17 protein-coding genes are annotated in these 14420 nt (G+C 69.3%); 7 read left to right on the plus strand and 10 right to left on the minus strand.

Annotated elements, in window-relative coordinates; all coding sequences use genetic code 11:
• Positions 1-59: 59 nt before the first annotated feature.
• The gene (locus AC1DXJ_RS10955; protein WP_477615317.1) at positions 60-2990 is read right to left on the minus strand and encodes a vitamin B12-dependent ribonucleotide reductase; all 2931 of its coding nucleotides are present in this window, start codon (positions 2988-2990) and stop codon (positions 60-62) included.
• Between the two features lie 177 nt (positions 2991-3167).
• A complete protein-coding gene (gene nrdR, locus AC1DXJ_RS10960; RefSeq protein WP_477615318.1) occupies positions 3168-3680 on the minus strand; it encodes a transcriptional regulator NrdR in 513 nt (170 codons plus the stop codon).
• A 535-nt stretch (positions 3681-4215) separates the two neighbouring features.
• Here nrdR and AC1DXJ_RS10965 point away from each other — a divergent pair.
• Entirely contained in the window at positions 4216-4704 is a 489-nt protein-coding gene (locus tag AC1DXJ_RS10965; protein ID WP_477615319.1) for a hypothetical protein, read from the plus strand.
• Between the two features lie 30 nt (positions 4705-4734).
• Here the strand turns inward: AC1DXJ_RS10965 and AC1DXJ_RS10970 are convergent, their stop codons facing one another.
• Positions 4735-5460 (minus strand): ZIP family metal transporter, encoded by a 726-nt coding sequence (locus AC1DXJ_RS10970; protein WP_477615320.1) that lies wholly within the window; start codon positions 5458-5460, stop codon positions 4735-4737.
• A 177-nt stretch (positions 5461-5637) separates the two neighbouring features.
• Between AC1DXJ_RS10970 and AC1DXJ_RS10975 the strand changes: the two genes are divergently transcribed.
• Together AC1DXJ_RS10975 and AC1DXJ_RS10980 are read left to right on the plus strand one after the other, a co-directional pair.
• Positions 5638-6237: a GNAT family N-acetyltransferase gene (locus AC1DXJ_RS10975; protein WP_477615321.1), complete on the plus strand. Its 600-nt coding sequence runs from the start codon at positions 5638-5640 to the stop codon at positions 6235-6237.
• Between the two features lie 79 nt (positions 6238-6316).
• A complete protein-coding gene (locus tag AC1DXJ_RS10980) occupies positions 6317-7150 on the plus strand; it encodes a hypothetical protein (protein WP_477615322.1) in 834 nt (277 codons plus the stop codon).
• Here the strand turns inward: AC1DXJ_RS10980 and AC1DXJ_RS10985 are convergent.
• The 3 genes from AC1DXJ_RS10985 to AC1DXJ_RS10995 all read right to left on the minus strand — a co-directional run bounded on the left by AC1DXJ_RS10985 (position 7140) and on the right by AC1DXJ_RS10995 (position 9099).
• Positions 7140-7841 (minus strand): DUF998 domain-containing protein, encoded by a 702-nt coding sequence (locus AC1DXJ_RS10985; protein ID WP_477615323.1) that lies wholly within the window; start codon positions 7839-7841, stop codon positions 7140-7142. The two genes, AC1DXJ_RS10980 and AC1DXJ_RS10985, sit on opposite strands and share 11 nt — an antisense overlap.
• 116 nt (positions 7842-7957) lie before the next feature.
• Positions 7958-8557 carry a dihydrofolate reductase family protein gene (locus AC1DXJ_RS10990; RefSeq protein WP_477615324.1) on the minus strand — a complete coding sequence of 200 codons (600 nt, stop codon included), beginning with the start codon at positions 8555-8557 and terminating at the stop codon, positions 7958-7960.
• A 113-nt stretch (positions 8558-8670) separates the two neighbouring features.
• Positions 8671-9099 (minus strand): SRPBCC family protein, encoded by a 429-nt coding sequence (locus AC1DXJ_RS10995; RefSeq protein ID WP_477615325.1) that lies wholly within the window; start codon positions 9097-9099, stop codon positions 8671-8673.
• A gap of 47 nt (positions 9100-9146) precedes the next feature.
• On the opposite strand from AC1DXJ_RS10995, the gene AC1DXJ_RS11000 reads away from it, so the two are divergent.
• Complete coding sequence (locus AC1DXJ_RS11000) at positions 9147-10298, plus strand: winged helix DNA-binding domain-containing protein (RefSeq protein ID WP_477636924.1); 1152 nt, start codon at positions 9147-9149, stop codon at positions 10296-10298.
• 20 nt (positions 10299-10318) lie between these two features.
• Here AC1DXJ_RS11000 and AC1DXJ_RS11005 read toward each other — a convergent pair whose 3' ends face one another.
• Both AC1DXJ_RS11005 and AC1DXJ_RS11010 read right to left on the minus strand, forming a co-directional pair.
• Positions 10319-10816: a hypothetical protein gene (locus AC1DXJ_RS11005; RefSeq protein ID WP_477636925.1), complete on the minus strand. Its 498-nt coding sequence runs from the start codon at positions 10814-10816 to the stop codon at positions 10319-10321.
• Between the two features lie 106 nt (positions 10817-10922).
• Positions 10923-11321, minus strand: a complete 399-nt coding sequence (locus AC1DXJ_RS11010) for a LysM peptidoglycan-binding domain-containing protein (protein ID WP_477615327.1) — start codon at positions 11319-11321, stop codon at positions 10923-10925.
• Positions 11322-11576: 255 nt separating this feature from the next.
• On the opposite strand from AC1DXJ_RS11010, the gene lexA reads away from it, so the two are divergent.
• Both lexA and AC1DXJ_RS11020 read left to right on the plus strand, forming a co-directional pair.
• Positions 11577-12302, plus strand: coding sequence for a transcriptional repressor LexA (gene lexA / locus AC1DXJ_RS11015; RefSeq protein WP_477615328.1), 726 nt, complete (start codon positions 11577-11579; stop codon positions 12300-12302).
• A gap of 211 nt (positions 12303-12513) precedes the next feature.
• Complete coding sequence (locus AC1DXJ_RS11020) at positions 12514-12726, plus strand: hypothetical protein (RefSeq protein ID WP_477615329.1); 213 nt, start codon at positions 12514-12516, stop codon at positions 12724-12726.
• Here the strand turns inward: AC1DXJ_RS11020 and AC1DXJ_RS11025 are convergent.
• Positions 12702-13115, minus strand: coding sequence for a DUF4259 domain-containing protein (locus tag AC1DXJ_RS11025; protein ID WP_477615330.1), 414 nt, complete (start codon positions 13113-13115; stop codon positions 12702-12704). The two genes, AC1DXJ_RS11020 and AC1DXJ_RS11025, sit on opposite strands and share 25 nt — an antisense overlap.
• Positions 13116-13184: 69 nt before the next feature.
• On the minus strand, positions 13185-13724 hold the full coding sequence (locus AC1DXJ_RS11030) for an N-acetyltransferase family protein (protein WP_477636926.1): 540 nt from the start codon (positions 13722-13724) through the stop codon (positions 13185-13187).
• An 18-nt stretch (positions 13725-13742) separates the two neighbouring features.
• Between AC1DXJ_RS11030 and AC1DXJ_RS11035 the strand changes: the two genes are divergently transcribed.
• Positions 13743-14420, plus strand: coding sequence for a class I SAM-dependent methyltransferase (locus AC1DXJ_RS11035; RefSeq protein WP_477615332.1), 678 nt, complete (start codon positions 13743-13745; stop codon positions 14418-14420).

Genomic DNA, 14420 nt, shown 5'->3' on the forward strand with positions numbered 1-14420 from the left:
ACAACGGTGGGCCCGGAGCGATCTCGCTCCGGGCCCMCCGTTGTTTGACTGGCTGGGGGTTAGCTGCAGCCGCTGGTGCTTCCGCAGCCTTCGCAGACGTAGCAGGAGCCGGCGGGGCGCATCTTGGTGCCGCAGGTGAGGCACATCGGGGCGTCGGCGGAGATGCCCTGGAACTTCTCAAGGAGCTCGGCGGACGAGTGGACCTCGACCGAGACCTCGCGGGCGCTGGCTGCGCCGGCGCCGGACTTCACCGAGTCGGCGTCGAGTGCCTTGCCCTCGACCGTGGGGGTCGAGGTCGCGGCGGCCGGCTTGGTGACGGGGGCGGACTGGCTGAAGTTCTCCAGCTCGTCCTCGAGCTCCTCGTCCGACTCGTCAGCCTCGGTGGCCTGGTAGGACCCGGTCTCGAGCTGACGTGCGCGCTCCTCGGCGGTGTGGATGCCCATGAACGAACGGGTGTCGAAGTCCATGTGGTCCAGCGCCAGACGACGGAACACGTAGTCCATGATCGACTGCGCCATCCGCACGTCGGGGTCGTCCGTGAGACCAGCAGGCTCGAACCGCAGGTTGGTGAACTTCTCGACGAAGGTCTCCAGCGGCACGCCGTACTGCAGGCCGATCGACACCGCGATCGAGAACGCGTCCATCACGCCGGCCAGGGTCGAGCCCTGCTTGCCGAACTTGAGGAAGATCTCGCCCAAGTCGCCCGACTCGTAGGTGCCGGCCGTGAGGTAACCCTCGGCGCCACCGACCGCGAACGACGTGGTCTGCGAGGTCCGGCGCTTCGGCAGACGCTTGCGCACCGGGCGGTACTCGACGACCCGCTCGATCTTCGCCTCGGCCGCAGCCGTGACCTTGTCAGCGGCAGCGTCCTTGGCGGTAGACCCGCCATCGGACAGCGGCTGGCCGACCTTGCAGTTGTCGCGGTAGACCGCGATCGCCTTGAGGCCGAGCTTCCAGCCCTGCATGTGGACGTCCTCGATCTCCTCGACCGTGGCGTTCTCGGGCAGGTTGACCGTCTTGGAGATCGCGCCGGACAGGAACGGCTGGACGGCCGCCATCATCCGCACGTGGCCCATGGCCTCGATCGACCGCGCACCCATGGCGGTGTCGAAGATCTCGTAGTGCTCGGTCTTGAGGCCGGGAGCGTCGATGACGTGACCCTTGTCGGCGATGTACTCGACGATCGCCTCGATGGTCTCGCCGGTGTAGCCCAGCTTCTTGAGCGCACGCGGGATGGTCAGGTTGACGATCTGCATCGACCCGCCACCGACGAGCTTCTTGAACTTCACCAGCGAGAAGTCCGGCTCGATGCCGGTGGTGTCGCAGTCCATCATGAAGCCGATGGTGCCGGTCGGGGCGAGCACCGACGCCTGGGCGTTGCGGTAGCCGTTCTTCTCGCCGACCTTGACCACGTCGTCCCACGCCTTGGTGGCTGCGCGGTGGATCGAGGTGTCCATCGTGTCGAGCGGACGGATCGCGTCGTTGGCGCTCTGGTGCTTGCGCATCACGCGCTTGTGGGCGTCCGCGTTCCGGGCGTACCCGGCATACGGACCGACGACGCCCGCGATCTCGGCGGAGCGCTTGTAGGCGGCACCGGTGAGCAGCGAGGTGATCGCGGCAGCGAGCGAGCGGCCACCCTCGGAGTCGTAGCCGTGACCAGTCGCCATGAGCAGCGCGCCGAGGTTGGCGTAGCCGATGCCCAGCTGGCGGTAGTCACGCGTGGTGTCGCCGATCGCCTCGGTCGGGAAGTCCGCGAAGCAGATGGAGATGTCCATCGCCGTGATGACGAGCTCGGCCACCTGCTGGAACTTCTTGGCGTCGAACGTGTCGTCGTCCTTGAGGAACTTGAGCAGGTTGAGCGAGGCCAGGTTGCACGAGGAGTTGTCGAGCGACATGTACTCCGAGCACGGGTTGGACGCGGTGATCCGGCCGGTCTCGGGGTTGGTGTGCCAGTCGTTGATGACATCGTCGTACTGGATGCCCGGGTCGGCGCACTCCCACGCGGCCTCGGCCATCTTGCGGAACAGCTCGCGGGCGTCGATCGTCTCGATGACCTCACCGGTGTTGCGAGCGCGCAGCCCGAACTCGGTGCCGTCCTCGACCGCCTTCATGAACTCGTCGCTGACGCGGACCGAGTTGTTGGCGTTCTGGTACTGGACACTCACGATGTCCTTGCCGCCGAGGTCCATGTCGAAGCCGGCGTCACGCAGCGCGCGGATCTTGTCCTCTTCGCGCGCCTTGGTCTGGACGAACTCCATGATGTCGGGGTGGTCGACGTCGAGCACGACCATCTTGGCCGCACGACGGGTCGCGCCGCCGGACTTGATCGTCCCCGCGGACGCGTCGGCGCCACGCATGAAGGAGACCGGGCCCGAGGCGGTGCCACCGGAGCTCAGCAGCTCCTTGGACGAGCGGATCCGCGACAGGTTGAGGCCGGCGCCGGAGCCGCCCTTGAAGATGAAGCCCTCTTCCTTGTACCAGTTGAGGATCGAGTCCATCGAGTCGTCGACGGCGAGGATGAAGCAGGCGGAGACCTGCTGGGGGCTGTGCGTGCCGACGTTGAACCAGACCGGCGAGTTGAAGCTGAACACCTGGTGCAGCAGGGCGTAGGTCAGCTCGTGCTCGAAGATCTCGGCGTCCTCCGCGGAGGAGAAGTAGCCGTGGTCCTTGCCCGCCTTGACGTAGGTCAGCACGACGCGGTCGATGAGCTGCTTGAGCCCGGTCTCGCGCTTGTCGGTGCCGAGCGCGCCGCGGAAGTACTTCGTGGTCACGATGGTGGAGGCGTTGACGCTCCAGAAGTCGGGAAACTCGACCCCGCGCTGCTCGAAGATCGTCTCGCCGGTCTTCCAGTTCTGCTGGACGACGTCGCGCTTCTCCCACGTCACCTCGTCGTACGGGTGCACACCAGGGGTGGTGTAGATCCGCTCTACCTTGACTCCCTTGCCGGAAGTCTTCCGGGCACCTGCACGTGCCCCTGCGGTTTCAGTCATTTCTGGTGGCCTCCCTAGCCCCTGGGTGTTTCTACTGTTGATTGTCTCCTGCGGCACTGACAGTGCCGCGATGCTCTGGTGGTGCGTTGCCCTTGGTGGTGCGTCGCCTGTGGCCGTGCTTCTCGTCTGGTCTCTCGTCGTGCGTGGCCGTGCGGGACGGCGGGTATGCCGCGGGGCCTAGCCCGGCGGCATACCCGCCTGGGTCTGTGGTCGCGAGCGCGGCTCCGGCTCGGTGCCGGTGGCGTCGCGCTCGGCGCGCAGCAGGGTGATCGCACCCTCGAAGTCCTCGAGGCTGTCGAAGGCCTGGTAGACGCTGGCGAACCGCAGGTAGGCGACCTCGTCGAGCTCGCGCAACGGTCCGAGGATCGCCAGGCCCACCTCGTGGGCCTCGACCTCGGCCTGCCCCTGCTGGCGGATGCACTCCTCGACCCGCTGGGCCAGGATCGCGAGGTCGTCCTCGGTGACCGGACGGCCCTGACAGGCCTTGCGGACGCCGACGAGGACCTTGCTGCGGCTGAACGGCTCGTTGGCGCCGGAGCGCTTGGTGACCGTCAGGCTCGCCGTCTCGATGGTGGTGAAGCGACGACCGCACTCGGGGCACTGGCGACGCCGGCGGATCGAGCTGCCGTCGTCGGTCGTGCGCGAGTCCATCACGCGGGAGTCGGTGTGCCTGCAGAACGGGCAGTGCATGTCGGTCTCCTCCCGGTGGGGTCTGCTGGTGCGGATCCGGCCCCGTCCTGTGGACGGAACTGGGGACTTGCTGGGGACAACGTGTGGACAACCCGCCCTAGCCTGTGCACTACATGTGGACGAACTACAGCGGTGTAACCACTAGATGTAGGGATAGTGTGCCTCGCTGTGACCTGCGACGCAAGCCGTTCCCCGAAACTTGTGTCGAAGTGTGCATCGCCGCAGGTCAGAGGCTTGTGGCGGCGCGGCGCGACACGCCCAAACTGGTGCTGGTGTGACTGATGTGACGTCAGAGGCGCCCAGATGTGGGGTCTGTCCCGAATCCGCTCCCCCACATGTGGTGCTCCGGCTCGTAGAGGGCCCGTGGAGGGCTCATGGGGGGCTCGTGGGGGCGCTCACTGGCCCCATCCGCAGGCACCCGACGGGAAACCGGCTCACTGCCCGGCGACTGGTGCCTACGCAGAGTGAGGGACCCCTCCCCGGGCGCTCGGGTGCAGCATGGGGCCGTTGCAGGGAACCATCGGAGGAGGTTCTCATGAGCCAGGGAGAGATGAATCGTCGTCAGCTGGTCCGGGCCGCAGCGGGGGTGGCCGCCGGAGGGGTGCTGATCGGGGGCACGGGGGTGGCGTCCGCTTCGGCGGGCGAGGGCCATTCGGGCCGGGGGCTGGTGGGCACGTGGGTGGTGGACCACACCGACGACCCGCCCGCCGAGCCCGACCCGGGGCGGACCCTCGTCAGCCTCGCGACGGGGGGTGTCCTCGTCGCCAACGACCTCAAGCCGCCAGGGCCTGGCGCCACGGGCGCGTGGGCATCGACCGGTCACAACCGCTTCAAGGCCACGGCCTGGGGAGCGATCGCCGGGCAGCCCGGCGGTGATCCCGACGTGACCTTGAGGCTGAAGATCCGCGGCAAGGTGCAGGGGGACACGGTCTCGGGGACCTACCGGTTCACCGTGTTCGCGCCGGACGACAGCATGCTGTTCGAAGGCACCGGGACGTACACCGGCACCCGCCTCGAGGCCTGACAGGAGGGGCGGCGCCGCGTCCCACCTCGGTTACGCCATCGAGAGCAGGAACGCGGCGCTGAACCCCACCACCGTCAGCAGCCCGACGAGGCGTCCGGCGTGCTCCACCGCCTCGGGGACCATCGTGTCCGCGAGCATCGTGAGGATCGCCCCGGCGGCGAACGCCTGGATGGTCGCGACCACGGCCGGATCCGCTCCGTCGAGCAGTACGCGACCGAGCGCCGCCGCGACGGTGGAGGCTGCGGCGACCGCGAGCCACATGCCCATGATGAACCGCGCGCTGTGCCCGGCGGACTTCATCCCCGCTGAGGACGACAGTCCCTCGGGGATGTTGGACAGGAACACCGCGGCGACGACCGCCACGCCCACGCCTCCCCCGCCGATCGTGCTGACGCCGATCGCTGCCGACTCCGGTATGCCGTCGAGCAGGGCTCCGAGCGCGAGCGCGGTCCCAGCCGCGCCGGCTTGCGGGCCGTTGGGGCTCTTGCGCCGGTGCCCGCCGCGGCTGTCGATCCACCAGTCGCCGAGGAAGAACACGACCGACCCGGCCAGCAGCCCCAGGACGGTCGACACTCCCCCTGCCTTGTCGTAGGCCTCACCGGCGAGCTCGAAGGTCAGTGCACTGACGAGCACCCCCGAGCCGATCGCCATGACCCAGCCGATGACGCGCTTGGAGGCGGGCAGCCAGATGCCGGCCGCCGCCCCGATGAGCAGAGCCGCTCCCCCGACGAATCCCCAGAACGCTGCTTCGAACACCCGCGCCTCCTGTCCTCGACCACGCTTGACCTGCGCCGATGCGGCAGCGGGCCCTCGGACCCTACCTGCGCCCAGCTCTCGAGAGGGTGGCAGATCGACCCCTCCGGCGGTGATGGGAGTGGTTTGCCACCCTCTCGACTCGGGCGGGTCGTCTGTGCCTGGTGCTTTGCTGGACTCGTGACGGCAACGGAGACGTGGGAGACGCACCCGGTGACGCCCGACCGGTTCGAGGACTTCGCCGACGTCATCAACAAGAACCGGCGCGCCAACCACTGCTGGTGCCTGTCCCACCGCCTCCAGGCCAAGGAGATCGAGGAGCTCGGCGGGACGGGACCGGGCGCCCGCGAGCGCGCGATGCGCAGCCTGTGCGAGCGCGAGCACCCGCCAGGAGTCGTGACCTACCTCGACGGCGAGCCCGTCGGCTGGTGCAACATCGGCCCTCGTTCGGAGATCACCCGGCTGACGAAGTCGACGCTCATGCGTCCCGTCGACGACCTTCCGGTGTGGAGCATCGTCTGCGTCGTGGTGCGTTCGGGGTTCCGCAGGCGTGGCGTGACGGAGCACCTCATCGAGGGTGCCGTGGCGTATGCCGCGGCGAACGGCGCGCCCGCCGTCGAGGCCCACCCGGTCGATCCCGGCGAGCAGCGGATGGACCTCACGATGGCGTTCGTCGGGACTCGTCACATGTTCGAGAAGGCGGGGTTCGCGGTCGTCGGGACCACCGACGCGGTCGCCAGCAAGCTGCCCCGGCTGGTCATGCGCCGCACCCTCACCTGACTGCCGGCTGCGCGCCACACGTGGCACCTTCGTGCAAACGGACGATGTCGTCCGCAAAGGCACGGAGGATCGTCGGAGCATGGCCACGATTCCCGAGGACGACTGGCGCCGACGGCCCGGCATCTTCTTCGCCGTCAACGTGATCTCGATGGCGGCGCTGCTCGTCGCCGTGCTGATCTACTCCAAGGACCCGGAGCCGAGCCGGCTCTACTGGTCGTTCTCGTTCCAGTCGGTCGTGCCCCTGTGGGTGCCGTGGGCAGGGGCGCTGGGCGGGGCGACGATCAGCCTCGTCGGCATCGTCAAGCACGCCCACAACTGGGACCCCGACTACTACCTGTGGCACCTCGCCCGCCCGCTGCTCGGTGGCGTGTGCGGCACCATCGGCGTGCTGATCGTCGTGCTGCTCATCAAGAGCGTCACCGCCTCCCCCACGACGCCCGCCAGTGGCGGCTCGGCGGCCGCGGTGCCCGTGGCCTACGACGGGCCGGGCATCGCCATCCTGGCCGTGATCGCGTTCGTCATCGGCTTCCGCGAGGAGACCTTCCGGCACCTCATCGAACGCGTCGCCGACGTCATCCTCGGTCCGGGCGCGGCCACGACCAAGGACATCGTCGCCTTCGTGCCTCGCAGCCTCGACCTCACCACGACAGGCACCAACCCAGTGGGCAGCACCGTCCACCTGTTCAACGGCAGCAAGGACGCGCTCGGCATCGCGGCGGGCTCCCTCGTGGTGGAGCCGTCCACGGCCGGCTTCGTCGCCGAGCTCGAGACCGAGGGCGCCATCGCCCCCGGCGACGCGGTCTCCGTGACCGTGACCTGGACGCCGGCCGGCCCCGGCACCGCGACGGCCAAGCTCACCGCACAGCTCGGCGGGTATGCCGCGGACGTCCAGCTGCGGGGAGTCAGTACCTGAGGTCGTGGCTCCGCAACCTCAGCGCCAGGGCGACCAGGCAGGGGAACGTCACGGTGAGGATGACGACGCGCTGGGCCAACCCGGCATACCCGTGCAGTGGGGTATCCTCGCCGATCGCGAAGGCGCCGAGCGTCACGAACCCGACCAACGCCAGCAGCCCCGCGACGAGGGTCCAGCGTGGCAGCACTGTGCCCCATCGCGGATCGGCCCGCAGGCTGTGCGACAGGGCGAGCAGCGCCAGCCCTGAGCTGAGGAAGAAGGTCACGCCGCCGACGAAGTGGTACCCGGGGTCGTAGGCGACGCCTTGGGCGTCCTGCTCGATGGGGAAGGCCGCGGCGATGAACAGTCCGACGCTGCACAGCCCGAGGAGGGGCGGGCCCAGCCGGCTCAGCCGGCTTCGAGCGACACCGCGGTGCATCCCCCCAGCGAACGCCGCCATGAGGACGCCGAACACGACGAAGTTCGCCTGCTGGACCCAGCCGTGCGGTCCGGCCTCGAGGTTGCTCACCGGCTCGCTGACCCAGTCGTAGGTGTCGTGGCGGGCCAGCTGCTGGACGAGGAAGACCGAGGTGAACAGGATCGGGCCCGTGATGCCGGCGAGGGCAGGCCAGTGCAGGTCTGCCGTGCCGGCGTGGGTGGCGCCGCCGGTGGTGGTGGGGATTGCCTTGTGTGGGGAGATCGAGGTGGTCATGGCTGCCTCCTGGTCGGGTGGGTGCTCATGCCCTCGACGCTACGAAGGGCCCGCCTCATCCCGCGTCGGCCGATCCGCCCACTCGCGCACTCACCTGGATGGGTCGATCGACCCATCTAGCCCTTGTTCACGCTGTAGTCGATGAAGGTGGCGTACTCGCTCTGCCGGACGCCCTTGTGGGTCAGCTCGATGTCCTGCTCGAAGCCGTCGAACAGTCGCTTGCCCCCGCCCAGGATGACCGGGGCCACGATGATCGACAGGTCGTCGACGAGCCCAGCGGCCAGGGCCTGCCGGATCACGTCGGCGCCGCCCATCACGTGCACGTCCTTGTCCCCTGCGACGGCCCGCGCCTGCTCGACGGCCTCGGCCAGACCGTCGACGAACGTGAACGCGTCGCCCTCGGGCTGGTCCTCCGGTCGGTGCGTGACGATGAAGAACGGCACGTCCCAGGGGTTCTGGTCACCCCAGTGCCCGGCTGCCTCGTAGGTCGCGCGCCCTCCGACCACCGCACCGAAGTTGGCCATGGCCTCGTCCATCCACGCCTTGTCGACCTCCCCCATCTGGCCGGTTGGCTCCTCGGCATAGGTCCACGGCCCGCCGAACACCCAGTAGTGCAGCCGCTCGCCGCCCTCACCGAGCCCCTTGTCCGGGCCGTCGTCCGGTCCGGTGACGTAACCGTCGACCGACGTCGTGATCCCTGCGATGACCTTGCCCATGACTGCCGCCTTCCGTGGTCCGTGCCCACGGTCGGCGTCGGCCCGGTGTTCGTGTCTCCTGGTGTTCCTGTCAGCAGTACCGACCGGCAACGGTCCACGAACTCATCGGTCCCTCAGGCGGGGCCGCCCTCGCACTGCGCCTTGAGCCCCGCCGACTCCATCGCGAGGTAGCGCTCGGTGAGCCCGTGGTAGAGCCGGCCGACCAGCGAACCCACGATCCCGCTCTGCTCCACCGAGAGGCGGACCCTGCTGCCACCGCCGGGGAGCGCCTCCACCGAGTGCCTCGCCGTGGTGAGCGCCCCGGGGCCGGACGACACCCACGTGAACATCCGTCCGGGGTCGAACTCGGTCACCACCCAGTCCACCGTCGGGACCTTGGGCTGGCTGATCTTGGCGGCCGAGCCCGTCCGCAACGGGCCGTCCTCGAGGCGGCGAACCCAGCGCACCGAGGCGGTCCAGTCCGACCAGTGCTCGACGTCCGTGAGCACCTCCCAGACCCTTTCCGGCGGGGCGGCGATGTCGACGGTCGTGCTCTGCTCCACCCCTCCATGGTCGCGCACCTGTCGGCGGTATTCGAGAGGATGACGCCATGGATCACGCGAGCGTCCTCGCCCAGCGGCTGGCCACCCAGCGGCTCAGCTCGGCGCCGCTGCCCCGCGCCGCAGACGTCGTGCGACTGCTCACGTGTGTGCAGAGCCAGGAGCGCGACCACGCCTTCTTCTCGCTCGCCATGCGCTCCCGCAAGGACCGGTATGCCGCGGTGCAGCGTGAGTTCGACACCGGCGCCTTCCTGCGCACCCACATCCTGCGGCCGACGTGGCACTTCGTCGCTCCCGAGGACCTGCGCTGGATCCTCGCCCTCACCTCGCCGCGCGTGCTGTCGAGCATGGGAGCGCGGCACCGCCAGCTCGGCCTCGACGACACGAAGCGGCTCGGCGACGGGTTCGAGCTGCTGGCAAAACTGTTGCAGGACAAGAACTTTCTCACTCGACCCGAGCTCGGTGAGGCGTTCGTCGAGCGCGGTTCACGCATCAAGCCCGGCGAACAGCTCGGCCACCTGCTCATCGTCGCGGAGATGCGCGGCCTGGTCTGCTCAGGGCCGATGAAGGGTGTCCACCACTCCTACGCCCTCGTCGACGAGGTCATTGCGCCGACACCCGAACGCAGCCGGGACGAGGCTGTCGTGGAGCTGGTCCGACGGTTCTTCAGCGGCCACGGGCCGGCCTCGGTCAAGGACTTCACCCGGTGGGCCACCATGACGGTCAGCGACACCAAGGCAGCGCTCGCACAGCTCGGCGACCACCTGGAGGAAGTGGAGGTCGACGGCATCCCGCACTGGTTCGACCCGACGCAGGTGCGCCGGGTCAGTCGAGGCGCCCCGGCGGCATACCTCTTCCCGACCTATGACGAGGCGGTGCTGACCTATCCGCAGGTGAACTTCTCAGCGCTGCCCGGCCACCCCTATGCCGAACACACCGACCCGTTCTGGGCGAGCGTGGTGCTCGACGGCACCAACGTCGGGCTCTGGAAACGGACCGTGCGACCCGACGCCGTGCAGGTCGAGGTGCACCTCGCTCCTGAGGTCTCGACTCGAGGACGCACCCAGGTCAGGGTGGCGGCCCAGCGCCTCGCTGGCTTCCTTGGGCGCGACCTGTCCCTGGTCGAGAACGAAGGCACCCCGCACCTCTGGGGCGGCGAGCTCGGCCACCCAGCACGCAGGCCGAAGCGGGCCGACCGCTGAGCGGTCGGCCCGCCACCGTCCTAGGAGACGAAGCCCCGGAAGGCGTCGGTGATGCAGCCGACTGAGCCGGCATCGAGCGTGCAGGTGCGGTTGTCGCCCGCCAGCTTGCCGCCGCCCGAGCTCACGCCCGGCAGGGTCGAGTCGATGACCCACCAGTCCCCGAAGGTCCGGTAGCCGCCGCCTTCTGGGAGCACGTTCGGGTTCTGGAACGCGGGGAGGGTGATGAAGGCCTGATATCCGACCGTCACCGTCGCCGTGCCACAGGTGAGCTGCTTGACCCCGCTGAAGACGAGCTGGTTGTGGGTCCGCAGGTCGGCGGCGTTCTCGAGGTCGGTGACCTGGGTGCATGCCGAGAGCGGACCAGTCGCGGCCGTGATGTCGCTGGGTCCGTCCACGAACTGGGTGTCGACGGTGAACGAGGTGGGAGTTCCCGCCGCGGCGATGGCCGGGAGCACCGAGAAGGTCACTGCTCCGGCAGCTGCGGCCAGGGCGGCCGCCATCCGTGTGGTGGTGTGCATGCCGACCACGGTCCTACGAGGTTCGCGCCCAGCGCATCGTGGTTATCGCGTAGCGCGAAATGCGTAGGGCACTCGACCGGCGCGCTCAGTCGGCAGCTGGCGGGTCTCAGCCGACGGCGGGGATGAGCAGCGTCTGACCGGCGTGGACGTTGCTGTCGGTCAGGTCGTTGGCGACCTGGATCTGGGCGACCGCCTCGGCCATGGACAGCTGCGGGAGCTGCTCGACCGCGATCTGCGACAGGGTCTGACCGGACTGCACCGTGGTGGAGTGGTCGATCACGGTGGCGGACGCGCCACCGGAGAACACGGCGATCGCCAGGGCCACGGCCGTCACCACGACGGTGAGCGTGATCGCGAGCCGGGCTGCACGGGTCAGGCGCAGCGGGGCGGCGGGAGCGACGGCGACCTCTGGGCCGGTGGGCACCGAGACCAGGCGGGGGCGAGCCGGGCGAACGGGGACCCGCACCGGTGCGGGGGCGACGTCCCAAGCGACTGCTGCACTCATCAGGTCCTCCATCGTGACGTGCTCTGCTGCGTTCCTCGAACGGGTGTGCGAAGAACTGCTTGACTGATTTCTAGCACGCATGTTCGAATCAATCAAGACACGCGTCGAACACATGTTTGGCACAGGCGTTCGAAGGCCATACGCTGTGTTCATGCCGCTAGCACATCAGAGGGCACTGACAACGGCTCCGCGAGCACCCGGCATACGGCACCTGACCTGCACCTGCACCCGAAACTGCTCAAGTGAGGAAGCGGCATGAGCGACGACAACGTCAAGGAACTGCCCGACCGCGATCGCGGTGACGGGCTCACCGTCCGGCAGCGACGGGTGCTCGAGGTGATCCGCAACTCGGTCGACCGGCGCGGCTACCCGCCGAGCCTGCGCGAGATCGGCGAGGCGGTCGGCCTCACCTCCCCCAGCTCGGTCGCCCACCAGCTCTCCACCCTCGAGCGCAAGGGCTTCCTGCGCCGCGACCCCAACCGGCCGCGCGCCATCGAGGTGGTCTCCCCCGACTCCCCCGCCGACATGCGGGGCTACCGCGGCGGCGCCTCCGCCGAGGACGAGACGGCGACCTACGACGAGACCGGGTCCGGCGACCAGCGCCCGGCTGCGACCTACGTGCCCGTGCTCGGGCGCATCGCCGCCGGTGTGCCCATCCTCGCCGAGGAAACCGTCGAGGACGTCTTCCCTCTCCCCCGGCAGATCGTCGGCGAGGGCCAGCTGTTCCTCCTCCAGGTCGTCGGCGACTCGATGATCGAAGCCGCGATCTGCGACGGCGACTGGGTCGTCGTCCGCCAGCAGCCCACGGCCGACAACGGAGACATCGTCGCGGCGATGCTCGACAACGAGGCCACCGTCAAGACCTTCAAGCGCAAGGACGGCAAGGTGTGGCTGATGCCGCACAACGCCGCCTTCGACCCCATCGACGGAGACCACGCCACGATCCTCGGCAAGGTCACGGCGGTGCTTCGTCGGGTCTGAGCTCGACCCTCAGGTCCGGCGACGTGTGCCGCGGAGCGCCTCGTGCGCTCCGCGGCACACGTGCGTGCAGGCGCGTCGTGGGGCCGGCACGAGTCGACCCATCATCCGTTCGGCTGATGGCTCATTCGCCCGAATGGACTGAAGCGGACCTCGCGGGCCCGTGTGCGTCACGTGCCCCGTAACAGGCGACTCGCACGTGCGTTCTCTACACATGGAGGCCCAACCCGACCCCGATCTCACCGACCAGGTGCTGGGGTCCGAGATCGAACTGCTCGCGGACCTGATCGACGCCGCGAGCCACGCCTGCTCGCAGCTGAACCTGGACCAGATCGACGCGGCTCTCGGGATCTGTCGGGCACAGGGTCAGCTCCCCGCCCAGTCCCCCGCCCATTCCCCCGCTCAGTCACCCAGCGCGTCGAGGTAGTGCGTGATCTTGGTGGCGAAGCGTTCGCCGCCGTCACCCTCGGCCCACAGCTCCCACAGCTCGTTGTCGTCTGACTGCATCGCCCGGTGCAGTGCCCGGGTGGCGAGCTCCTCCAGCTGTTCGTCCACCTCGATGGGTTCCTCGTCGACCCACCAGGGCACATTGCGTTCGCCCACGACGGATTCGAAGTCGTCGCAGGCAGCCACGAGCACCGCTGCGGCCACCGCCTGCGACATGGTCGGCGCCTCGATGTACCCCCGCGCGCGGACCACTTGGTCGAGGGCCGCCTCGACCCGCTTGCGTCGCACGTCCTGCTCGGACTCCTCGAGCTCGTCGAGCAGGTCGAGTGCGTCGTCGTTCTCGAACGGCCCGGCTCCGGTGGCGCCCATCTCCCAACCTCCACAGCGTGCGAACGATGCTCCTTCGAGGGTGCCAAGAGACGCAGCGACACGCCAGTCCTACTCGTGCGGAGTCATCCGTTGGTACCAGGCCGTGTCGACGTAACGACCGAACTTGTGTCCGACCTCGTGAAGCACTCCCACCCGCTCGAAGCCGCACGCGACGTGCAGCGCCACGCTGGCGTCGTTCGGTAGGGCGATCACGGCCACCTGGGTGTGCACCTCAGGTGCGGCGTCCAGCCGCGCCAGCAGCGCGGCATACAAGGTCCGTCCGAGGCCGAGACCGCGCGCGCCCTCCGCGAGGTAGACCGACACCTCCTTGGTGCCGTCGTAGGCCGGCCGCGGGCGAAAGGCACCGGAGAACGCGTACCCGAGCAGCTGCTCGTCCGCGCAGGCGACGAGGACGACGTTGCCGACGTTGCCGGCACCGGTGGCGGCGAGCTTCTCACCGAGGTATGCCGCGCCGCGGGGTTCGGTGTCGAAGGTCGCCACCGAGGTGCGGACCTGCTCGTCGTAGATGGCGGCCATCGCGGGGAGGTCCGCCGGCGTCGCGTCACGGACGACGATTGCGCGGCCGCTGTCCGGGGCAATGCTGCTCATATCGGCGATGCTAGGGGGATGAGCGACGAGCACGGCCACCGCCACGACCACAGCCACGGGACGCACGACTCGGCTGAGGCTTCGAAGCTGCCCGACCCCGACCGCGGTGGGCCGACGGACCGACAGGCCTTGTGGGACGAGCGGTATGCCGCCCACGAGCACGTCTGGAGCGCGACGCCCAACGCCGAGGTGGAAAGGATCGTGGGCGCCTGGCCGCCCGGTCGCGCCCTCGACCTCGGCGCCGGCGAGGGCCGACACGCCGTGTGGCTGGCCTCGAAGGGCTGGCGGGTCACGGCGGTCGACTTCTCGGCGGTGGGGCTGGCCAAGGGCGAGAAGGAGGCCTCCAGTCGCGGGCTCCGGATCGACTGGGTGGTGGCGGACGCCCGGTCCTGGCACCCGGCGCCCCTATTCCTCTTCGACCTCGTCCTCGTGTCGTACCTCCACCTGCCCTCCGACGTGGTCTCCCGCACCCGGACGTGGCTGACGCCGGGCGGTGCGCTGGTGGTCGTCGGCCACGGCCTGCGCAACCTCACCGAAGGGGTCGGCGGCCCGTCCGACCCGGCGCTGCTGCACACACCCGAGCAGCTGCGGGCGGCGGCCGGGGACCTGGACGTCGAGCGCTGCGAGGAGTACGTGCGGCCCACCGAGCAGGGCGACGCGATCGACGTGGTGCTGATAGCCCGGCGACCGGCGTGA

The organism is Pedococcus sp. P2_D9 (genome assembly GCF_056404275.1).